The 19,782-nt window shown below is 69.9% G+C and carries 22 protein-coding genes and 1 pseudogene; 13 read left to right on the plus strand and 10 right to left on the minus strand.

Annotated elements, in window-relative coordinates; genetic code table 11:
- The first annotated feature begins 38 nt into the window (after positions 1 to 38).
- A pseudogene (locus ACLGIH_RS00365) lies at positions 39 to 1,197 on the plus strand (IS630 family transposase).
- A gap of 22 nt (positions 1,198 to 1,219) precedes the next feature.
- Here the strand turns inward: ACLGIH_RS00365 and ACLGIH_RS00370 are convergent.
- Positions 1,220 to 1,759, minus strand: a complete 540-nt coding sequence (locus tag ACLGIH_RS00370) for a GNAT family N-acetyltransferase (protein WP_416523190.1) — start codon at positions 1,757 to 1,759, stop codon at positions 1,220 to 1,222.
- Between the two features lie 115 nt (positions 1,760 to 1,874).
- Positions 1,875 to 2,366, minus strand: coding sequence for a helix-turn-helix domain-containing protein (locus ACLGIH_RS00375; RefSeq protein WP_416523191.1), 492 nt, complete (start codon positions 2,364 to 2,366; stop codon positions 1,875 to 1,877).
- A 540-nt stretch (positions 2,367 to 2,906) separates the two neighbouring features.
- Here ACLGIH_RS00375 and ACLGIH_RS00380 point away from each other — a divergent pair.
- Positions 2,907 to 4,106, plus strand: coding sequence for a S8 family peptidase (locus tag ACLGIH_RS00380; protein WP_416523192.1), 1,200 nt, complete (start codon positions 2,907 to 2,909; stop codon positions 4,104 to 4,106).
- Positions 4,107 to 4,280: 174 nt separating this feature from the next.
- Here ACLGIH_RS00380 and ACLGIH_RS00385 read toward each other — a convergent pair whose 3' ends face one another.
- Positions 4,281 to 4,595: a hypothetical protein gene (locus tag ACLGIH_RS00385; RefSeq protein ID WP_416523193.1), complete on the minus strand. Its 315-nt coding sequence runs from the start codon at positions 4,593 to 4,595 to the stop codon at positions 4,281 to 4,283.
- Between ACLGIH_RS00385 and ACLGIH_RS00390 the strand changes: the two genes are divergently transcribed.
- From ACLGIH_RS00390 to ACLGIH_RS00410, 5 genes are all read left to right on the plus strand, one after another.
- Positions 4,596 to 5,555 (plus strand): MFS transporter, encoded by a 960-nt coding sequence (locus ACLGIH_RS00390; RefSeq protein WP_416523194.1) that lies wholly within the window; start codon positions 4,596 to 4,598, stop codon positions 5,553 to 5,555. It abuts the gene before it with no gap.
- Positions 5,556 to 5,662: 107 nt separating this feature from the next.
- Complete coding sequence (locus ACLGIH_RS00395; protein ID WP_416523195.1) at positions 5,663 to 5,995, plus strand: Fur family transcriptional regulator; 333 nt, start codon at positions 5,663 to 5,665, stop codon at positions 5,993 to 5,995.
- Positions 5,996 to 6,464: 469 nt separating this feature from the next.
- Positions 6,465 to 7,646 (plus strand): globin domain-containing protein, encoded by a 1,182-nt coding sequence (locus ACLGIH_RS00400; protein WP_416523196.1) that lies wholly within the window; start codon positions 6,465 to 6,467, stop codon positions 7,644 to 7,646.
- Entirely contained in the window at positions 7,643 to 8,347 is a 705-nt protein-coding gene (locus ACLGIH_RS00405; protein ID WP_416523197.1) for a pyridoxamine 5'-phosphate oxidase family protein, read from the plus strand. The genes ACLGIH_RS00400 and ACLGIH_RS00405 overlap by 4 nt, the downstream gene beginning before the upstream one ends.
- A gap of 222 nt (positions 8,348 to 8,569) precedes the next feature.
- Positions 8,570 to 8,695 carry a hypothetical protein gene (locus tag ACLGIH_RS00410; protein WP_416523198.1) on the plus strand — a complete coding sequence of 42 codons (126 nt, stop codon included), beginning with the start codon at positions 8,570 to 8,572 and terminating at the stop codon, positions 8,693 to 8,695.
- A gap of 77 nt (positions 8,696 to 8,772) precedes the next feature.
- On the opposite strand, the gene ACLGIH_RS00415 is transcribed toward ACLGIH_RS00410, so the two are convergent.
- Entirely contained in the window at positions 8,773 to 9,192 is a 420-nt protein-coding gene (locus tag ACLGIH_RS00415; RefSeq protein WP_416523199.1) for a MerR family DNA-binding protein, read from the minus strand.
- Between the two features lie 1,492 nt (positions 9,193 to 10,684).
- On the opposite strand from ACLGIH_RS00415, the gene ACLGIH_RS00420 reads away from it, so the two are divergent.
- From ACLGIH_RS00420 to ACLGIH_RS00430, 3 genes are all read left to right on the plus strand, one after another.
- The gene (locus ACLGIH_RS00420) at positions 10,685 to 11,146 is read left to right on the plus strand and encodes an ATP-binding protein (RefSeq protein ID WP_416523237.1); all 462 of its coding nucleotides are present in this window, start codon (positions 10,685 to 10,687) and stop codon (positions 11,144 to 11,146) included.
- A gap of 940 nt (positions 11,147 to 12,086) precedes the next feature.
- Positions 12,087 to 12,224 carry a hypothetical protein gene (locus tag ACLGIH_RS00425; RefSeq protein WP_416523200.1) on the plus strand — a complete coding sequence of 46 codons (138 nt, stop codon included), beginning with the start codon at positions 12,087 to 12,089 and terminating at the stop codon, positions 12,222 to 12,224.
- A gap of 398 nt (positions 12,225 to 12,622) precedes the next feature.
- Positions 12,623 to 12,826, plus strand: a complete 204-nt coding sequence (locus ACLGIH_RS00430; RefSeq protein ID WP_416523201.1) for a cold-shock protein — start codon at positions 12,623 to 12,625, stop codon at positions 12,824 to 12,826.
- 81 nt (positions 12,827 to 12,907) lie between these two features.
- Here ACLGIH_RS00430 and ACLGIH_RS00435 read toward each other — a convergent pair whose 3' ends face one another.
- From ACLGIH_RS00435 to ACLGIH_RS00445, 3 genes are all read right to left on the minus strand, one after another.
- Complete coding sequence (locus tag ACLGIH_RS00435; protein ID WP_416523202.1) at positions 12,908 to 13,330, minus strand: CBS domain-containing protein; 423 nt, start codon at positions 13,328 to 13,330, stop codon at positions 12,908 to 12,910.
- Positions 13,331 to 13,615: 285 nt separating this feature from the next.
- On the minus strand, positions 13,616 to 14,308 hold the full coding sequence (locus ACLGIH_RS00440) for a GAF and ANTAR domain-containing protein (RefSeq protein ID WP_416529245.1): 693 nt from the start codon (positions 14,306 to 14,308) through the stop codon (positions 13,616 to 13,618).
- A 312-nt stretch (positions 14,309 to 14,620) separates the two neighbouring features.
- A complete protein-coding gene (locus ACLGIH_RS00445) occupies positions 14,621 to 15,778 on the minus strand; it encodes an FUSC family protein (protein WP_416523203.1) in 1,158 nt (385 codons plus the stop codon).
- A gap of 126 nt (positions 15,779 to 15,904) precedes the next feature.
- Between ACLGIH_RS00445 and ACLGIH_RS00450 the strand changes: the two genes are divergently transcribed.
- Positions 15,905 to 16,330: a DUF1622 domain-containing protein gene (locus ACLGIH_RS00450; protein WP_416523204.1), complete on the plus strand. Its 426-nt coding sequence runs from the start codon at positions 15,905 to 15,907 to the stop codon at positions 16,328 to 16,330.
- Positions 16,327 to 16,617 (plus strand): hypothetical protein, encoded by a 291-nt coding sequence (locus ACLGIH_RS00455; protein WP_416523205.1) that lies wholly within the window; start codon positions 16,327 to 16,329, stop codon positions 16,615 to 16,617. The genes ACLGIH_RS00450 and ACLGIH_RS00455 overlap by 4 nt, the downstream gene beginning before the upstream one ends.
- Positions 16,618 to 17,211: 594 nt before the next feature.
- Here ACLGIH_RS00455 and ACLGIH_RS00460 read toward each other — a convergent pair.
- From ACLGIH_RS00460 to ACLGIH_RS00470, 3 genes are read right to left on the minus strand one after another with little or no spacing between them, the layout of a single operon-like run.
- On the minus strand, positions 17,212 to 17,460 hold the full coding sequence (locus ACLGIH_RS00460) for a transposase (protein WP_416523206.1): 249 nt from the start codon (positions 17,458 to 17,460) through the stop codon (positions 17,212 to 17,214).
- Positions 17,384 to 17,770 carry a DUF4253 domain-containing protein gene (locus tag ACLGIH_RS00465; protein ID WP_416523207.1) on the minus strand — a complete coding sequence of 129 codons (387 nt, stop codon included), beginning with the start codon at positions 17,768 to 17,770 and terminating at the stop codon, positions 17,384 to 17,386. The genes ACLGIH_RS00460 and ACLGIH_RS00465 overlap by 77 nt, the downstream gene beginning before the upstream one ends.
- Positions 17,771 to 17,812: 42 nt before the next feature.
- On the minus strand, positions 17,813 to 18,163 hold the full coding sequence (locus ACLGIH_RS00470; RefSeq protein ID WP_416523208.1) for a hypothetical protein: 351 nt from the start codon (positions 18,161 to 18,163) through the stop codon (positions 17,813 to 17,815).
- A 751-nt stretch (positions 18,164 to 18,914) separates the two neighbouring features.
- On the opposite strand from ACLGIH_RS00470, the gene ACLGIH_RS00475 reads away from it, so the two are divergent.
- Complete coding sequence (locus ACLGIH_RS00475) at positions 18,915 to 19,109, plus strand: hypothetical protein (protein WP_416523209.1); 195 nt, start codon at positions 18,915 to 18,917, stop codon at positions 19,107 to 19,109.
- Positions 19,110 to 19,782 lie beyond the last annotated feature (673 nt).

Genomic DNA, 19,782 nt, shown 5'->3' on the forward strand with positions numbered 1-19,782 from the left:
CCGCATAGGTTCGCCGGGTTGGCGGTCGGAGCGGTTGGATGGGCGGTGACGTCCGTTCCGACCGCTGGGGGTGTGATGGCGGGCCTGTGCGGGTGGGCAGACTGACCGATCAGGAAGGGCAGAAGCTGCAGCAGATCGTGCGCCGGGGCAGCGCCAGCTCGGTGCGCTACCGCCGGGCGATGATGCTGCCGGCGTCCGTCGGCGGGAACCGTGTCCCGGTGATTGCCCAGTTGGTCCAGGCCGACGAGGACACGGTGCGTGAAGTGCTCCACCGGTTCAACGAGATCGGCCTGGCCTGCCTGGACCCTCGATGGGCGGGAGGCCGTCCCCGCCTGCTCACCGCTGACGACGAGGACTTCGTCGTCCAGACGGCCACCACCCACCCGACCAGGCTGGGCCAGCCCTTCACCCGCTGGTCGATCCGGAAACTCGCCGCCTACCTGCGCCGCGTGCACGGAACGCATCATCCGCATCGGCCGGGAAGCGCTACGATGCCTGCTCCTGCGCCGCGGCATCACCTTCCAGCGCACCAAGACCTGGAAGGAGTCCCCCGACCCCGAGCGCGACGCCAAGCTCGACCGCATCGAGCACGTGCCGGGACGCTTCCCGGACCGGGTCTTCGCCTTCGACGAGTTCGGACCGCTCGGCATCCGGCCCACCGCCGGCTCCTGCTGGGCGAAGCAGAGCAGGCCCGACCGGCTTCCCTCGACCTACCGCCGCACCCACGGCGTCACCTACTTCCACGGCTGCTACTCCGTCGGCGACGACCGGCTATGGGGCGTCAACTGCCGCCGCAAGGGCACCGCCAACAGCCTGGCCGCGCTGAAGTCGATCCGCGCCGCCCGGCCCGACGGCGCTCCGATCCACATCATTCTGGACAACCTCTCCGCCCACACCGGCGCGGACATCCGCCGCTGGGCGAGGAAGAACAAGGTCGAGCTGTGCTTCACCCCGACCTACGCCTCCTGGGCCAACCCGATCGAGGCCCACTTCGGGCCGTTACGGCAGTTCACCCTGGCCAACTCCCACCACCTCAACCACACGGTGCAAACCCGGGCTCTGCACCGCTACCTGCGCTGGCGCGACGCTCACGCCCGTCACCCCGGCGTCCTGGCCGCCCAGCGCAGGGAACGCGCACGCATCCGCGCTGAGAAGGGCGTTCGCTGGAGCGGACGCCCCCTCGCTACCGCAGCCTGATCCAGCGTCCCGGCGGACGACGTCAGTTCCTCGTACGACGCGTGATGCGGTACAGCACGTTCGGACGCAGGGGCCCTTCGGGTGCGGTGGGGTCGTCGAAGTCGTCGGCCGGATTCCGGGTCATGCCGATGCGACGCATGACCGCCTGTGAACGGACATTGGCGACCGTCGTCACAGCGAGGATCTCGGGGAACTTAAGAGTGTCGAAGCCGTGAGCCAGGACGGTCAGCGCGGCCTCGGTGGCGTAGCCCTGGCCCCAGGCCGAGCGGGCGAGCCGCCAGCCGATCTCCACCCCCGTGAACGGCATGCCGTCATCGACCTGGTCCAAGCCCGCGAAGCCGATGAACTCGCCCGTGGCCTGCACCTCGACCGCCCACCACCCATAGCCTCGCTGGTCGAACTCGGCCTGGAACTGCGCGGCCGAGGCATCACTCTGTTCGCGGGTGAGCAGGTCACCCAAGTGCTCGCGAACCTCGGGATCGGCATTCATCGTCGCCCACGGTCCAAGGTCAGAGTTACGCCATCGACGGAGGACGAGGCGATCGGTGCGCAGTTCAATCATGCTGCCCAGCCAACGTGAGTGCTGCCCCCGAGGCAATGCCTTTTCGTCGGGGCGGCACCGCCACCTTCGCCCACAATGCCAACGAAGCGACCACTGACCCGGCGAACCTATGCGGTCACAGCACTAGCTCCAACGCGGCCCGGACCATCTCGACCTGGGCGTCGTCCAGCTTGGGCGGGCGTCCGGTAGCTGCCCGTCGCCGCAGAGCCGAAGCACCGCCTTGCTCCCACACCCGCCGCCAACGCCGCACACTCTCGGCACACACCCCCACCGCCCTCGCGATCTCCGCATTCGAAACGCCGTCCTCGAACAACTCGACTGCCCGAACACGACGCGCCTCCGCCAATTGAGGCCGCGACAAAGGAAGAAGGGCGGAGCCGCAACCGAGGGGAAAGGATGATAAGCCACCCCGACAGCCTCCCACCCACACGCCCACCGAACTTACGAAAAGATCAGTAATACCCTCTTCGACGCCACCACGAGGGCTCGGCCAGCGGTAGCGGCTGACGGAAGGGGAGGCGAGGGTCAACGAGCGGGTGACCGACCGCCATGCCGGCTCCACGCGCGGCGAAGCACCGACCGCCCGACGGCGCGGCTTTCCCTGCATCACGTACAGGGAGAAGCCGCGGTGCTCCAGATCCTCGAAGAACCGGATGTGTGCACCAGCACTCAGGAGTGCACCGGCTCTTCCGTGACCAGGGCAAAGCACCCAGTACCGCGCGTTGCAGGATCTCGAGCGGGAAGGCCGCGCCCGACGTTGTACGCGACGACGTCAGGGAGGACGACCGGCACCGTCCGGAGACCGGGCACCGCCACTACCCCACCTGCCGCCGGGAACAGCACCTCGACACGGACGTCACCGAGCGCCGGGTCACCGCCGTCGTACGGTCGCAGGGAAGACGATCACCCGCTTTTTTGAAGCGTCCCTGCCATTCATCTTGTGTACGGCAAGGTGCCGTGGCACGGTTACCCGCGGCTCGCCGGGACGACCGGAAGTGCGCACATCCGCTCGTCCGCGTACGCGCCCCACGCCTGCCCATGGCCTGACCATCCGTGGAGCGGGAGCCGACCGGAGATCCCGGACGGCAGCACCACCGCACGACCCGAATTGCCCGCAACCCGGACAACGAAAGGTCTGGTTCATCAGATGAGATCCCCCGCGCGACAACTTCGCGTGCTCATTCCCGCCGTTACACTCGCCGCAGGACTGCTCGCGGCGACCCCCGCGCACAGCGCGGACCGTCCCGACATACGCCTCGCGCCCGCCGCTACGGCCGTGGCCGACAGCTGGATCACGGTCCTCAAGGACACCCCCAAGGCGTCCGTCCAGAGCACCGCGGAACACCTCGCCGACACCTACGACGGCACCGTGACACACCTGTACCGCTCTTCCGTCCGCGGCTTCGCGGCGAAGATGACTTCCGCCCAGGCGCACCGCCTCGCCGCCGACCCGCGCGTCGCCTACGTCGAGCAGGACGCCCGGGTTCGTATCAACGGCACGCAGTCGAACGCCACTTGGGGACTGGACCGCGTCGACCAGCGGCAACTGCCGCTCGACGGCTCGTACACGTACAACACCACGGCCTCCGGCGTCCGTGTGTACGTCATCGACACCGGCGTACGCGTCAGCCACACCGACTTCGGCGGCCGGGCGAGCATCGGCACCGACACCATTGGCGACGGCCAGAACGGCAACGACTGCAACGGGCACGGCACCCACGTCGCCGGAACCGCCGCCGGGTCGACCTACGGTGTCGCCAAGGGCGCGTCCATCGTCGGCGTCCGCGTCCTCGACTGCCAGGGTTCCGGGACGATTTCCGGCGTCGTCGCCGGAGTCGACTGGGTCACCACCAACGCCGTCAAGCCCGCCGTGGCCAACATGAGCCTCGGTGGCGGCGCCAACTCCACCCTGGACGCGGCCGTTCAACACTCCATCGCCTCCGGAGTCACCTACGCCATCGCCGCAGGCAACGGGAATCAGGGCGGCAAGGCGCAGGACGCCTGCAAATACTCCCCCGCCCGGGTGCCTGAAGCCCTGACCGTCGGCGCCACCGACAAGACCGACACCAAGGCGTCCTGGTCCAACTACGGCACCTGCCTCGACCTCTTCGCCCCCGGTGTAGGCATCACCTCGGCCTGGAGCACCGGCGACTCGGCCACCAACACCATCAGCGGTACGTCGATGGCGACCCCGCACGTCGCCGGCGCCGCGGCCCTGTATCTGGCCGGTCACCCCTCGGCCACCCCGGCCCAGGTCGGCGACGCGCTGACGGCCAACTCCACCACCGGCGTGGTCAAGAGCGCGGGAACCGGCTCACCGAACAGACTGCTGTACTCGCTCTTCTGATACGCCCCGGCACATGGGCGCGCCCTGGCTACCGGGGCGCGCCCTCGCACGCGTCAGGCGGTGATCACCGGAGGCTGAGGCGTGCCACCTGTGGTTCGTGGCCAGTGGGCCGGGCGGCGAACTCGGCGCTGGTCTGCACCTCGCCGTCGGCGTCAGCGCTGCCCTCCCGCCGCGTCACGGAACCCGGCGCGCTTCGAGAGGCGCCGCTGTCAGCTCTTCATCGGTCAGGTGCGGGAGGTGAGGGGTGTGATTGACCAGGCGGGCCGGATTGCCGACGACCGCGATGCTGCTCGTGTTGTGCAGCATCGCGGCCGGCACCGGATTCATGGAACCGCCGGCGCTCGCGGCCAGGCCGAGCAGGTTGACGCCGATGGCGAGACCGTAGTTCTGGCGTACCACCCGCAGGGTGTGGCGGCTGAGTTCGACGACAGCCGCGACCTGGCGCAGGTCGTTTCCCGCGAGGGCGATGTCAGCGGTCTCCAGAGCCACGTGCGAGGAGTGCTCGCCCATACTGATGCGAGCGGTGACTTCCTGCTGCTGGCGTCGTTCTGCCTGCTCGTCGGCGCCGGTACGGCCGTACTGAACCCTGCGCTGACGGCGGCCGCCGCTGACCGCTTCGACAACGACGCCGCCGCGGGCCGCGCGGCGACGCTCATCACCGCCACGCAGTCGCTGACCGCCCTCCTCGCGGCGCCGCTCGTGGCACTGCCGGCCCTGCTGTGGGGCTGGCAGGGTGACTTGTGGGCCATCGCCGCGATCTCGTCCGTGCTGGCCCTGTACTTCCTCCTCCGGGGTCGCCGCGGCCACGATGTGGGTGGCGCGGCGGAGAAGGTCGAGACGCCGGGGTACCTGGAGTCGCTCCGATTGCTGGGAGCCCTGCCCGGAGTGGTCCCGCTGCTGCTGGTCGCCATGTTGCGGACGGCGGCCTTCATGGGCTACCTCGCCTACCTGGCCGCCTTCTACGACGAACGCTTCGGTCTCGGGCCCGAGGCGTTCGCGATCGTGTGGACGCTCAGCGGCACGTCGTTCTTCCTCGGAAACCTGTTCGCCGGGCGACTGCTGAGCGCCGAGAAGCCGAGGATCCCCAGCGAGCATCTGATGGCACTGGCGCTGCTGGTGGCGCTGTCCGCCCTGGTCTGCGTCTTCTTCACGGAGTCGCTGTTCCTCGCCCTCCCGCTGACGGCGCTGGTCGGCGTCGGACACGCCACGGTGGCGGCTTGTGTCACCGCACTGCTCGTACGCCGCTGCGGCTCCCTACGCGGCACAGCGCTGAGCATCAACGCCGCCGGTACGAGCTTCGGCGTCTTCCTCGGCGCCGGCCTCGGCGGTGTGGGGCTCGCGCTCGGCGGATACCCCGGTACGGCGGCGGTGCTCGGCGGGCTGACCCTCGTGGCACTCGTCCTCGCTCGGGTGGTGGCCCGGTCCACTCCTCCGCCCACGACGGACTGAGGCCCCGGGGCGGAGACCAGCCGGCGCATGACACGCCAGCGCACCGCCGTCGGGCAAGCCCTGCCGACTGCCACGGCTTCGTCTCCGCCCAGGAACTCCACGCGCTGATGGGCGAGGCGGGCGTCCGCGTGGGGCTCACCACCGTGTACCGCGCGTTGCAGGACCTGGAACGGGCCGGCGCCGCCGACGTCGTACGGAACGACCTCGGAGAAAGGCTCTACCGGCACCGCCCGGGGTCAGGACACCGTCATTACCTGATCTGCCGACGCTGCCGCCGCAACCAGCTCCTGGACGCTGACGTGGTCGAGCGCTGGGTCGCCGAGGTCGTCCGGTCGACAGGGTTCGCGGAAGTCGAGCACACCCTGGAGCTCACCGGCATCTGCGGCGGTTGCCGCACCGGTGCGGACGACGGTGGATCCGGCGCATCGCCACCCTTGTGATCCGAGGCGAGCTTCGCGTGCATGTCCCTGAGCACGAGGGAGTCAGTTCCGCGCACCGCGCGGTGATCCGTTCCAGCAGTTCGGGATCCAGCATGCGTCGGATCGTAGAAGGCCGTCCGACCGCCACGGAAAGGAGTGCGCGCCAGCGACGAATGCCATGACCGGCACCGGGACCACCGCGATCATTGCGGTGAGCTGTGCAGATGCGAGGTCCTGTCGGGGGCTTCGGGGGCGGACGTTCGGCTCCGTCGCGCACCGTGCACAATGGCTCATCCGCTGATCACACTTTCGATGCTCTCGGCCTGAGTGAAATGGAACTCCCTTCTACGATTGCGAACGTCTTCTTGTCAGCACATCTGGTAAGCCTGGTGGTGCCCTCGCCGTGTGCGACGCCTGGCTCCCCCCACGCCGTTTCCGCTCGACGAGTCAGGACGTGTCCCCGCCCGGTGCTGTCTGGGGGCCGGTCGTGATGTCCGCCCCGCTCACCGACCGGGAGATCTCCCTGGTACGCACGAGCCTGACGGTGGTCGCGCCGCGGGCTTCGGAGATGACCGTCTACTTCTATGCCATCCTCTTCGCCCGGTACCCCGGGGTGCGGGGGCTGTTCCCGGACAACATGGATGTCCAGCGCGACCGGCTGCTGCGCGGACTGCTGCGCATCATCGACCTCGTCGACGACATCGACAACCTCGTGCGGTTCTGTTCCCGCCTGGGGCGGGACCACCGCAAGTTCGGGGCCCTGGAGGCGCACTACCCGGCGGTGGGCGAATGCCTGGTGGCATCCCTGGCCCGCTACGCGGGAACCGCCTGGAACCCCGAGGTCGCCGCCGCCTGGACCCGCGCCTACACCATCGCCGCCGAGGTGATGACCGCGGCCGCCGCCGACGACGCCCGCCTGCGCCCGGCCTCCTGGGAGGCGCAGATCATCCGCCACGAACACCGCGGCGACGGCATCGCCGAGATCACCGTACAGCCCGACCTGCCCTACCCCTACACCGCCGGGCAGTACGTGAGCATGGAAACCCCCTGGTATCCCCGTACCTGGCGACACTACTCCCCCGCCCACCCGCCGCGTGCGGACCACACACTCACGTTCCACATCCGCGCCGTCCACCGGGGGCAGGTCAGCAACGCGCTGGTCTACCACGCCGCCCCAGGACACCGGGTACGGCTGGGGCCGCCGCAGGGCGACATGACCCTGGCCGCGGCGGGCGACCGCGACCTGCTGCTGGTGGCCGGCGGAACCGGCCTGGCACCGATTCGCGCCCTGCTCGAGGAAGCGGCCGCCTGTGGCATGCGCCGCTACGCCGACCTGTTCGTCGGAGCGCGCACCGCCCGAGAGCTGTACGGCCTCGACGACATGCTGCGCCTGGCCCAGCGCCACCACTGGCTGTCGGTGCGTGGGGCCGTCTCCCACGAGAACATCCCGGGACAGAAAGGCACACTCCCCGAGGTTCTGGGCAAGTTCGGGCCCTGGGACCAGCACGAGGTCTTCCTGTCCGGTCCGCCCGGCATGATCACCACAGCCGTGCACACCCTCCTCCACCAGGGCGTGCCCCAGGCCCGCATCCACCACGACCCGCTCGACACACCCGTTCTCAACGCCCCCCTCGCACCGTCCCGACCCGCTCAGGAGAACGATCCCCTGTGACGCACCACGGCATCACCCCCTCGCACGGCGAACGCCGACTGCAGGCCCACCTGGGCACCAGCGAACGCGCCGACGCCTTCTACGACCGCCAGGTCCACGCGCACCTCACTGCGGCCATGCGTGACTTCATCGGCCGCCAGTCCATGGTCTTCATTTCCACCGCCGACGCCCGCGGCCACTGCGACGCCACCTTCCGCGCCGGCCCTCCCGGCTTCGTCACCGTCCTGGACGAGCACACCCTTACCTACCCCGAATACCGCGGCAACGGCGTCCTGGCCAGCGCCGGCAACATCACCGAAAACCCGCACATCGGCCTGCTCTTCATGGACTTCACCCACGACCACATCGGACTCCACGTCAACGGCGCCGCCCGCCTCCTCGGCGACCAGGAGCTGCGTGCCGCGCACCCCTGGATACCCGCCGACACCGCCCCCGGACGTCGCCCCGTGCTGTGGACTCTCATCACCCTCCACGAGGCCTACGTGCACTGCTCCAAACACATCCCCCACCTTGAGCCCGCCCCCCGCACCCTGAAACTCGCACGCCCACGCCCGAAAGACGCCGACTACTTCACCCAATCCGCCCCGCCGTCCACGGCATGCGACGTGGCGCCGCACCCGGCACCCACCGGCCCCGGCCCGTCCGCGCCCGTGCATCGCCATCCTGCCGAACACCCCCTGCCCAGCTCACGCGAGCACTGAACGGACGCCGACGCCGACGCCGACGGTAGGGAACGCGGCACAAGCCGTGACATCCCTGCGGCACGTATGCGCAAAGCGCCGAGCACCCTGCCCACGCCGGCACCGAGGGTTCACCACGCCGTGGTCAGGGGAGACAGCAGAGGTCCCCCGGAGTGGCCAGCGACGAGGGGAGGGAAAGCCGGGATGAGTAACTACGCCGACTCTGCGGAGAGGTGGGCTGACATGGCAGCGGAGCGAATGGGCGCGGGTGACCAGACCGAAGCCATCGGAGAGGGCCTGTCCGCCATCGTCTACGCACTGCTGGAGGTCGCCGCAGCGATCCGGGAGCACACCGCAGCGCGCCAGTAGTCGAGTTGCCCGGCGGTGGCAGCATCGGCCGGACGCAGAGCGTACCGCCGGGCAACTCCAGACTCAGTACCTGGTTCTCACCCCTGGGCTCGGACGTCCTCGATGCTTGAACAGACCGTGGAAGGTTTCCCGCAAGGGCGGTCGTCAGCGCTCTGGCGGGCTTCGGCGAGGGTGTGCCGAAGGGCGAGGACATCCTTGACGGCGGCGTCGATCTCCGCGATGCGGGCATCGAGCAAGTCGCGGACGGCGTCGCAGGGCGGTGTGCCACCGCGGCGAAGCTGCAGCACCTCGCGGACGTCATCGAGGTGGAGGCCGAGGGTGCGGGCTCGGCGGACGAACGTCAACAGCTCGACGTCGTCGGGGCCATAGAGGCGGTAGCCCGCCTGGTTTCGCTCGGCCTGGGGCAGCAGGCCCTTGACCTCAGAGACGGGGACGGCCTTGCGCGTGACCCCGGCGGCCTGAGCGGCCTGTCCGATGGTCATTCCCTGCATCACCATGATCGTTCCTCTTTCCCGTCCCGTGTTGACCTTGCCACTGGGGCCAGGTCCTAGCGTCGCTGGTGACGGATGAACGCGAAGAGTGCAGGTGAGAGCGATGCCGTTCCGCGAGGGTGAGATCTATCGCGGCCCGGACGGGAACTGCGGGTGCGAGGTGACGGTGGCCAAGGGTGCCCCGGGCGACGTGCGCGGGCCAGCAGAGCCCGACATGTCGCTGCGGCAAGACGATGATCAAGGTCGCCTAGCAATTCGGACCGCTGGCTGTCCGGGCTGGTCACGTTCTATCAACGCGTCGCCGGTCTCGGCGCCGCCGATGAGGGCATCGTCTGCGACGAACCCTCGGCCGGCGCCGTGCTGCCGCTTATCGCAAGTCGGCTGACGGCCGCCGGCCCAGCCACGACGACGGCCCCTGTCGCCGGGTGGGGACAGGGGCCGTCACCACACGACTTCCGATGGGAGGGCCGAAAGGAGTGCGGTGTCGTACCCTTCAACGCGCCTGCGGAGGGGAAAGTCACGCTGCTGTGTCCGACGTGTGCATGCCGCGTCATTTCCCTGGGCATCCGGGGCGTCGTTAATCCGGTTTGCTCAGGACGAGGGTGGCGGTGTTGGCCAGTAGTGCACGGAAAACGACAACCAGCCGCTGCCGAACCCCCGGTCCTGTCGACCGTCGTCTGCGAAGACAGCGAGCCGATCGCCGAAGCCCGCCACGCGACCCCGCCGTTCCATGACCGTGATGCAGGCCACGTACGGCATCCCGGTCTCCGACCGCGCGATGGGCCCGGTACAGCTGGCGGTCAGCGAACTGGTGACCAACGCCTACAAGCGCGCCCGGGCCGTGTCTGACGGACCTGGAGGTCAGCGGTGGCGCCGTCCAGATCAGCGTGTGGGACACCAACTCGGCACTGCCAGCAGCCTCCCCTGGAGCCCCGGGGCAAGCGGCATCACCTGCTGACCGTTGGCTCGGTCAGCCTACTGGGTGGCCGTCAGGGCAGATGCCTGCCCGGGGTGCAACCCATTTGCGGCAGTACGGGCCGTGCGCACCTGGCTCGCGGCGACGAGCGTCCCAGAGGCGGCCGTGCGGGTGCCGCAGGCGCTGGCCCTGAGGAATGCAGCCGGTTTCCTGATCAGCAGGCTGGTGGGGCCGGGCACCGGATGTTCCCTCGCGGTCGCGGAACGGATGCAGCGCCGTCCGTCTCTTCCCTCCGGTGGGGCAGCCGGGAGCAGCTGCACGTCACGTTGGCGGAGCCCCGAGCTGGTGGTGGAAGTCGGCGCGGACGTCTGCCCGTGATACCCCCGGCCGGTGGCGCCATGCTCGGCGCTGGCATCGCGCCCGGTCCCGCCTCTCCCCTCCGACGTGCCCCGCCTGACGGCGCCACCGCGCTGAGCGGCTGCCCACCGTGATGTGAGGGGCGCGCGTGTGGTCGGGTTCCGGGGGTCTTCGGACGCCGGTAGCCAGGTTGCTCAGGACGAGGGTGACGGGGTGGGATCAGCGGTGCACCACGGCGAAGATCAGTCGCTGACCAGCCGTCCCGCGCTGTCCGCGGTCGCCCTGGAGGGCGGGGAACGGATCGCTGCGGCCCGGGATACAGCCCGCCGTTTCATGACCGAAGTCCAGGCCCTTCACGGCATCCCGGTGTCGGAGCGATCGATGGGCCTGGCGGAGCTGGTGGTCAGCAAGCTGGTGACCAACGCGCACAAATACGCGCCCGGCCCGTGTCTGCTGGATCTGGAGGTCAGCGACGGCGCCGTGGAGATCAGCGTCTGGGACAGCGATCCGGCCCTGCCGGTGCCCCAGGAAGCCGATCCACACCGGGTCGGCAAGCACGGCCTGGAGATCGTCATGGCCGTGTGCCGCAGCTTCGAGATCCGCCGCGAGCCAGTGGGCAAGCGCGTCAAAGCCACGATCGTGCTGGCCGACGCCCCCGGCGGGCACCCGACAGGCCGGCTGATGTGACCAGCCCGGTAACCGGGCCGCTTCTCAGCCTCCGGTACTGCGGCCCCGGCCGACGCGCAACCGGCTGAGTGACGCCGCGATCCCCGGCCGCGCCACCAACCCCGCCCCGTCCCTTCCTCTCTCACTCCAGCCAGGACCAGGATCGAAAGAGGCTGCAACGAGGATCGCGACAGGCCGACCACGACGAAAGGGGTGGCGATTTGCACGGACGCAGGGACGGTCCGGCGGGCCGCGCAGCCCTTGTCGCGACCCGAATCCTGGCGAGCTCCGAACGGGCCTTCACCCCGCCCGCACTGCACCCTGGACCGGATCAGTGGCCTCCCAGTACAGCGCTGCCACCACAGCCGCACCGCGCGCCCTGTGAGCGCAGCCGTGGTCGGCCTCATGGTCGGGGGCGCGCGGTAGCCCCGACCATGACGGACCTTGTCGTCGCTCGTGGAGCCTCCGAGCGGGTGATTTTCCTTCGCCTAAGGGCTGTCCCGTAACTCTGGAGACCGCTTGCCGGTGTCCGGTTCGACCTGCTTGGCCGGAATCCCGTTAAGGTCGCGACTTGGGGCGGAACCGAACAAGTCGGTCCGGCTGTGGTGATCCATCAGCCTCTGCCCCGAGTTACGGGACAACGCTTACGCGGGCGCCGTCCGAGCGGTGCGCGTCCAACCTGCCTATTCCGGGGGGCCGAGCCGCGATGCTCTCCGCGCCAACCGACAGCCCTGGTTCGAAAGAAGTCCAGGGCTGTCGGCCGCACGGCCCGGAAGGGGGACCGGGAGCCGTTGACGCGGCCCCGGACGTCAGACCGCGGAGTCGAGGGCCGCGGACCGCACCGGCCCGACGTGGGGCGTCCAGACCAGTGCACGTGTCACCGTCTGAACGTGTCCAGCGTCCACAAGGACACGCGCCGCACCAGCGCGAAGCGCCTGCCGCCTGTTGAGAGGATGCCCTCATGCAGTCGCTGCCCACGCCCTGCCCCGCTGACCTGATCCCGGACGCGACAGGGTTGGACGCCTTCCAAGCCGCCTACACGCAGGCCAAGCAGCAACGTGTGGTGTTCGTCGCAGTCGAGAGCCAGGGCCCCCACTGAGCGGTGAAGGCCGACGCACTCACCGCGCGCAGCACGCCATCACCAGCGCGGTCTACGACGCCGTCCGCGAGGCCGTCATCCGCCTGATCCGCTCCCGGCAGATCCGCCCGGACTCCTCCGCCGGTCCGGTCTACTTCGTGCTGCACGACGTGGACAGCGAGACCCGGGCCCGCGAACTGCACGCCGCCCTCTACGGCGACCTCGAGCCCTTGACCCGCGCCGTGGCAGAAACGGCCTGACGGGTAGCCCCAGGAAGAGGCGACGTCACGGTCGAGGCCGCGCAGCGCTCCGCGTTTCTGCTTCCCCGCGTCCGAGCCGGCGAGGATGATCGACGGGCGGCGGTGTGGCAGCACACGGCTGCCGGCGCCCCATGTTGTCCCAGGCGAAGGAGAAAGAGCATGGCCACCGGCACGGTGAAGTGGTTCAACGCGGAAAAGGGCTTCGGTTTCATCGAACAGGACGGCGGCGGACCGGACGTGTTCGTCCACTACTCGGCCATCGCCGGTGGCGGCTACCGGGAGCTCAGCGAGGGCCAGAAGGTCCGCTTCGACGTCACCCAGGGCAACAAGGGCCCGCAGGCCGAGAACGTCACCCCGGCCTGAGGACAACCGCCGGGCCAGCCCGCGGGCCGGCACCGGCGGCACCGGCCCGCAGGGCCGCAGGCCCGCCGAGAGCACACCTCGTCACTCGTTGGGCTCGGAGCCGCTGATGTCCGCCAGGGCGGAGTCGGTGTCGCGTTCGACAGCAAGATCTCCCAGGGAGACGATGCCGACCGGCCGGCCCTCCTCGATCACCGGCAGACGCCGCACGGAATGGGCACGCATCAGCTCCACCGCCCGGCTGATGCCGTCATCCGGGGAGAGGCTGGCCAGCTGCTCACTGCACGCGTCGGCGACACTGCGCTCCTCGATGTTCCCGCCCGCGCACATCACGCGCACCACCAGGTCCCGGTCGGTCACCAGCCCACGCAGTTCCCCGTTCTGCTCGACCAGGACCGCGCCGATGTCCTCGTCCCGCATCAGACGGGCGACTTCGACCACCGAGGTCTGCGGCCCCACCGCCAGCGGCGCCGTCGTCATGATGTCGCGGACCTTCTGCACTGCCATCGACTCTCCTCCAAAAGGGGTTCACGCCGGCATCGCCGCGCGATGCACGCTCACCGGCCCCCTTGCCCTACCCGCAGGATGCCGACGACTCCCGACCCATGGGCGCTTCCCCTCCCAATGGCCCCGGCGCGACAGGCCAGCCCCGCGCGCCTGACACCGGGAACACCAGACGGCGCGTTCCCGTGATCAGTCGGCCAGGCTGGGCCAGACCATCAACGCCCCTGAGCGGTCCGGTACAGCCCCTACGACGACCGGCCGCCCCGGTCTGGCAGGCAGCGCGCCGGGTCAGGTGCGGCGCTCCTTTCCGGAGCGGAAGATCTGGGCGACGTCGCGCAGCTTGATGTTGTGGTGCTGGGAGATGCGGCGCAGCGCGTCGAAGGCGTCGTCTTCGCTGAGGCGGTGGCGTTCCATGAGGATGCCCATCGCTTCGCCGATGGCGTGGCGGGTTTCCATGGCATGTTCGAGCTGGTCGATGGTGCGGGCGCTGGCCAGGGCGACCGCGGCGTGGGAGGCGAGCATCCAGCCGGCCGTCTCAAGGTCCTTTGTGAAGGTGCCGGGGCGGCGGGCGTAGAGGTTGAGCGCGCCGAAGTCTTCCTTGTCGGTGTAGAGGAGGATGCCGGCCATGCTGCCGATGCCGAGCCCGCGGGCTGCTTCGGCGTAGGCCGGCCAGGTCGGCTGGGGCCGGGTCATGTCCTGAATCCGGTAGGTGCGCTCACCGGTGCCGCGGCGGGCGAGGTCGTAGCACGGGCCCTCTCCCAGCTGACCCTGGATACGATCGGAGTCTTCGACCATGTCCCCGCAGGAGGCCAGGGTGATCGCCCGGCCCTTGCGCACGGCCAGGATCCCGGCCGCGTCACAGCCGTCGACCAGCTTCACCGCCGCCGCGGCGATCGCATCCAGGGTCTCCTGCACCGATTCCTTGGCCAGCAGATCCCGCGCCAGCACGGCCATCTGCTCAGCGAACTCACGCCACTGCAACTCCGCCACCACCCACCTCAACCTGCCCCCGTCCGGCGCCACCCTACCCCCGCCCGGCCCGACACCGGTGCGTCGGAAACCGCAGGCCTGGACGGGAAAACCGCAGGCAGCACCACGAGGTGGGGACGTGGCGGGGCGCCGGTTCCCGCCGCTGCGCGACGGCTGGACCGGGCGGCGGCTGGCGGCCAAAAGACCGCCACAAGCCCCGCCTGACGACCACGCGGCACTGCCCCGACAGACTCGACGAGCGTCCCAGATGCTGCGGTGGATCTTTCCCACTGGGGCTGAGCTAGGCCCGTTTGAAGACGGACCCTAGTGGTGCTGTGGTTGGGGGCGCGGGGGTTCGGACAGGAGATCGTCGGTGAGCCGGCGGGCGTCCATGAGCAGGGAGCCGTAGAGGGCCGCCCACTCCGGGTCGCGGACACCGTCGCCGGCCAGGGTGCGGCGCAGACGGTCGTGCAGCGTGCGGACTTTGTGGGCGTTCTCCTTGAGCCGGTTGCGGGCGTCGGAGGGGTCTTCGCCATTCACCATCTGTCCGTAGGCGTCGACTGCCGCCGCTGCCTCGCGCAGGAACTGAGCGTAAGGCGCCAGGGAGTCGCCGTCGGGTCGCGGAGGGGCAGGGGTGTCCGCGGCGGCCTCCGCCAGGGTCCGGGTCAGGTCGGAAAGGTAGTCCGCCAGATCTTCCAGGACGGAGAGAGTATGACGGTATGGATCACTCAGCCGCCGTAGCTCCGCGCGGCGGCGGCGGTCGGGATTCAGGCGCATGCTCTCCCGGCTGCGTTCGAAAGCGAAGCGCGCCTGTTCCAGCAGGCGAAACAGCCTGCGGGCCTGCTGGTGCCAGTCCCATGCCTGCCGGTGATCCCATGAGTCCTCGATCCCGTCCGCGATCGAGCGCAGCGTCCGGCAGGCACTTTCCGTCACCTGCTGCACCGAGTTCTGGGTGCTGCGCAGATGCACCGGAGGCAGGATCAGCATGTTCACGCCCACGCCGACTGCCGCGCCCAGCAGCGCCTCCAGCACCCGGGCCAGGGCCGAGTCCAGGGTTGCCTGGTGGAACGTGAGGGTGAACAGCGCGGCAGTCGCGGCGTAGATGCCCTGGTCGCCGAGCCTGGGCCAGCTCCCCAGCAACAGAACCAGTGGAAGGACCACCGCCATGGCCAGCCACGGAATGCCCACGGCCATGCCACCGACAGTGGCCAGTGCCGTTCCCACCGCGATGGCGATCACCTGCTGTACCGCCTGGGCCACGGACTGGTACACCGTGGCCCGCACCAGGACGACTGCCACCCACGGTGCGATGAAGGGCATCGGTGCGCTCAGCCACTGGCCCGCGATCAGCCACGCCACCACCGCCGCCAGCGCCGCCTTCAACGACTGCACCAGCAAGTCGCGCTCGCGGCCCGGGCCCGCCCACGCCCGCCGGGCCGCCCGCCCAACCGCCGTCGTCTCTCCCCCGACCGCTTCCGCCAAGCGCCTCAGCCTCACCATGACTCGCCCAGTGCCACGCAGCGGCAGGACCACACCCGCGCAACCTGGCCGCCTCCTGTGTCACGGATCAGCGGTATCGAGCAGGTGGCGGCGGGTACTGGCGAGGTCATGACCTTGTCGCTGGAGTTGTTGCCCGAGTCCGCGCTGCGCGATGTGATCGGCTTCCTGGTCCGTCTGATCGAGTCGGCCGGCGCTGTGGTCATCTTCGTGGGGGCCATCTGGGCGTTCTGGCAGTTCGTATCCTCGGGGCTGCGCGGTCGGGGTCAGGTGTCCGGGTTCAACCGGATCCGGTTGCGGCTGGGCCGCTTCCTGGTGCTGGGGCTGGAGTTCCAACTGGCCGGTGATGTGCTGCGCACGGCGGTGGCGCCGAGCTTCACCGAGATCGGCCAGCTGGCGGCCATCGCAGCCATCCGTACGGCGTTGAACTACTTCCTGGGCCGGGAGATCGCGCAGGAGCGCGCCGAGCTGAACGCCGAAGCGTCCCGGGAGCAGGCCGGGCCGCAGCCGCAGCACGGCGGAGGGAAGCGGACGTGAACGGATGGCTGGAGCCGGCCGCCGTCCTGATCACCGCGGGCGGAGTCGTCTCCGCCGTGGCGGCCTACCGGATGGTGCGCAGCACCGGCTCCGCTGTGGCGGTGCTGCTCGACTTCCTGGTCGCCGCCGGTCTCGTCCGCCTCGCCGGCGATCTGTCCTGGGACGGCATCTTGCCCGCGGCCGCCGTCATCGCGCTGCGCAAGCTCATCAGCGCGGGGCTGGCCGTTTCCCGGCGCGGCGGCGGAATGTCGGTGCGTGGTGTGCCGGGTTCGGAGGGCCCGAGGTGAGCGCGGGCGTGGGCTGGCTCATCTCGCTGGCCGGGGCCGTGCCCGTCGGTGTCGTCCTGCGGGACGTGTTCCGGGCCCTGTGGCAGCCGTCGGGGGCGAGGAGAGGTGAGCCGGTGGCTGACAGCGGGACTGTGGCGGCTGGCCGGCCGGACCGGCGGACGTGTCGCCGCGGTGAGAGGTCGTTTTCGCCTGGACCGCCCGTGTATCCAGCGGTTTTCAGACCGCCTGGTTGTGGTGCTCATGCTGCTGGAGATGCGGGGTTGAGTCTTGCTGCTCAGGTGGGGTGGCAGGTGAGGCGGGTAGTGTCTTGTGCCCGTCTCATCCCAAGACGCCCGGCTTTCGCGGCCGCGTGCTTCCGTTGTCGTCGCTGTGCGCCTGGGCGCACTCGGTCCGCGGCGGTACGCCTGAAGAATGCCGACGCGACGCGTATCCGAGTGACCTGTCCGATGTCCGCTGGGAGTTGATCGAGCCGGTGCTTTCGGCCTGCGCGATGAGCGCGGTGAAGACCCGCTCCCAGGTGCCGTCGATGGCCCACATCCGTAGCCCGTTGTAGACGCCTCGCCAGTTGCCGTACTTCGCCGGCAGGTGGGCCCACTACGAGCCGGTCTGGAACTTCCAGGCGATCGCGTCGATCACTTGTCGGTGGTCTCTCCACCAGCCCCCACGTTTCGGCGTCCGGACCGGGAGCAACGGCTCGATCCGCGCCCACTGCGCACCAGTCAACGGCACATCCGAACCAACGAAGCAGGCAGCCCGGCCGTCATGTTTAGTCCCACCAGAACGACCAGGAAGTCCGTCCCACAAGGTCCGTGGCGTACTCGGGGAATGGCGCGGGCGGGTCATCGACAATGTTGTTCGCGGTCGAGAGCACGTGTGCCAAAGCGAGCAGGTTCGCGTGTTCCGCTTCAACGGGAGGTCTCGCGACCGACACGTGCAGCTCACTGCCGAACACCGCCACGACCTGGGCACCGAAACGGTCCTCCCAGCTCCGCAGGAGTGCACACAGCAAAGGCAATGGTGCCTCCGCGGACCAGCCGATCGACGCCAGAGCATCGCTGCCACGACGGGCAGGGACGAGCACGAGGCGGCACTCGTCCAGCCCGACCGTCTCGATCAGCCAGGCCAGCAGGCTCGCCGCCGCCTCCTCGGGCATCGGATCTGCGGACGTAGCCGGCACCTGCGGTGCCAGGCCCGGTCACTGCTCGAACGGCGGACCGGGGTCATGTGGCCACGGCTCCACACCTTCAGGCACCGGAGCCGGTGTCGGATCCACCCGGAAGGGCAGCCTCCTGCGCCGGTACTCGGCGAAATGCGTGGCCAGCACCTCCTCCATGCGGACGGCATCCACGTCGGCCAGGCCGACCGGTCTTCCCATGGCATCGGGCCAGCACATGAGCGGGACCAGGCCGCAGGCTGTTTGCTCGCTCAGCAGGCGAGGCCACAGACGCTCAATGTCATGCGGAGATTCGTCCGAGACCCACACGCGTGCGGGACCGGAAGACAGGAACCGGCCGGGAGGCAGACCATCGGGCAGGGCAAACGACATGGTCGCACCGTAGACGGTGGTGCTGACAGTGCAGCTGTTTGCAGAGCCCAAGGAAGCCTCCGCCACCAGGGATCCAACGAAGCGCCCTAGCGGCTCCGCCGCGCGCGGTATGCCCCGCCGGGCGGCGTGATGCCGTACGCGGCGGCCAGCGCGAGCACCACCAGCGCGCCACGGAACCGCTGTACTGCCTGCCGGCCGGACCATGGCCGGGTGTGGGTACTCGTGTCCCTCCCACGCCTCGCCGAGGCTCTCCAGGGCCGGGACGGGGTCAGGGAAAGGGAGCACGCACAGGATGCCTCCGGGAGGCTGAGCCTCCGGCGTCTGACCCTCACAGCACTCTCAAGTGTGCTGGAGCCTGTGGCGTGTTGACGCTGGACGTGTCATTGCTGGGCCCGGTGCGTTGAGCGGGTGACACGCCGGCGTTGGCGTGTAGCGGTCCGCTGCGTGTCTGCCCGGCAACGGAACGGACCGCCCCTCACCCGGTGGAACCGGCCGGTGAGAGCGGCCCCGGGGCTGTCCTGGCTCTGGTCCCCGGGGCCGTCTGCTGCTCCTGGAAGCCGGTGACAGGCACGACCGCTGGTGGAAGAGGGTCCGGGTTGGGGTCATGCGGGACAAGGTGATAATCCTGACCCTGAGAACGATCAGTCCCACCTGGGCCAGCAGGCTCACGGCACACGCCCGCCTTGGCTCGGCCGGGAGTGCCTGGCAGGGGCGGTGAACATGAAGCTCCGCTGGCAGGGAGAATCGTGTGATGACCGACCGCCGCCCACTGGGCACCGGCCCCCTCCACCCCGCCGCCGAGACCGACAACGAGCTGCCTTGCGTGCCGCGTGCCCAGCTCGCCGCCGAGCGCCTGCCCGCCACCGTACCGGCCATCCCCGAGCCAGGTCCTGCACGGCCTCCCGCCGGACGCCGGGTCCTGGGCGCCGGCCCCGCCGAACGGTGAACCCGCACCGCCTCGCGCGCGGGGCGGCGCGCGATGGGCCGGTCCGCCCGGACGGGGACTCGTGACTGCCGCAGACCGGGCACGGCGGCAATGGCTACGCTCCCCGGCGGCTGTTGCATGAGAGTTACGGGCATTGCATCGTGTCCAGCCTCTGGTGCGATTCCGCCACGGCGGCGCATGGTGGTCGCCCACCGTCTCACCGGAGTCCTCCCGATCCGGCGCCTCCCGGGAACGGTGGCTGATCTGCCCCCTTCCGGCCTCCCTCCAGGCGGATGCGGTGGCACCGCCCCCGCTGTGACACCCCCTCAGCGAGGGCCTCGCCATCTTGCCGCCATCCTGTTCGAGTCGCGAGCCACATCCCGCGGGCGCCCCGGCTCAGACAGGACATCACCACCGGCGACGTTCCCCGGTTCGGCCGGGGCGCGGTGCCGGCGTCGGGCTGACTGCCTCGGACGGGTGTCCACGGTTGCGGCCGGGCTGGTGCCCGGGTTCGCTGGAAATGTGCCGGGGTGCTACCCGGGCCCGCTCGGCCATCACGTCGCCGCCGAGTATCCCGCCCCGGCCGACCACCGAGGGCCGCCTCGGCTTCCCCCAGTACCGGCGGCCCTCGGTGATGCCACGTCTATGCGATCTGTGGTGCGCAGCAGCGGAGCTGCGGACAGTTAGGCGGCGG

The organism is Streptomyces hamibioticus, assembly GCF_047946815.1.
Lineage (GTDB): Bacteria > Actinomycetota > Actinomycetes > Streptomycetales > Streptomycetaceae > Streptomyces.

Bases quoted from the DNA above. Each gene is read 5' to 3' on its own strand.
- ACLGIH_RS00370 (WP_416523190.1), bottom strand. From the start codon at position 1,759: ATGATTGAACTGCGCACCGATCGCCTCGTCCTCCGTCGATGGCGTAAC.
- ACLGIH_RS00375 (WP_416523191.1), bottom strand. From the start codon at position 2,366: ATGCAGGGAAAGCCGCGCCGTCGGGCGGTCGGTGCTTCGCCGCGCGTG.
- ACLGIH_RS00380 (WP_416523192.1), top strand. From the start codon at position 2,907: ATGAGATCCCCCGCGCGACAACTTCGCGTGCTCATTCCCGCCGTTACA.
- ACLGIH_RS00395 (WP_416523195.1), top strand. From the start codon at position 5,663: ATGGGCGAGGCGGGCGTCCGCGTGGGGCTCACCACCGTGTACCGCGCG.
- ACLGIH_RS00400 (WP_416523196.1), top strand. From the start codon at position 6,465: ATGTCCGCCCCGCTCACCGACCGGGAGATCTCCCTGGTACGCACGAGC.
- ACLGIH_RS00410 (WP_416523198.1), top strand. From the start codon at position 8,570: ATGGCAGCGGAGCGAATGGGCGCGGGTGACCAGACCGAAGCCATCGGA.
- ACLGIH_RS00415 (WP_416523199.1), bottom strand. From the start codon at position 9,192: ATGGTGATGCAGGGAATGACCATCGGACAGGCCGCTCAGGCCGCCGGG.
- ACLGIH_RS00425 (WP_416523200.1), top strand. From the start codon at position 12,087: ATGCAGTCGCTGCCCACGCCCTGCCCCGCTGACCTGATCCCGGACGCG.
- ACLGIH_RS00430 (WP_416523201.1), top strand. From the start codon at position 12,623: ATGGCCACCGGCACGGTGAAGTGGTTCAACGCGGAAAAGGGCTTCGGT.
- ACLGIH_RS00435 (WP_416523202.1), bottom strand. From the start codon at position 13,330: ATGGCAGTGCAGAAGGTCCGCGACATCATGACGACGGCGCCGCTGGCG.
- ACLGIH_RS00450 (WP_416523204.1), top strand. From the start codon at position 15,905: ATGACCTTGTCGCTGGAGTTGTTGCCCGAGTCCGCGCTGCGCGATGTG.
- ACLGIH_RS00460 (WP_416523206.1), bottom strand. From the start codon at position 17,460: ATGACCCGCCCGCGCCATTCCCCGAGTACGCCACGGACCTTGTGGGAC.
- ACLGIH_RS00465 (WP_416523207.1), bottom strand. From the start codon at position 17,770: ATGCCCGAGGAGGCGGCGGCGAGCCTGCTGGCCTGGCTGATCGAGACG.
- ACLGIH_RS00470 (WP_416523208.1), bottom strand. From the start codon at position 18,163: ATGTCGTTTGCCCTGCCCGATGGTCTGCCTCCCGGCCGGTTCCTGTCT.
- ACLGIH_RS00475 (WP_416523209.1), top strand. From the start codon at position 18,915: ATGACCGACCGCCGCCCACTGGGCACCGGCCCCCTCCACCCCGCCGCC.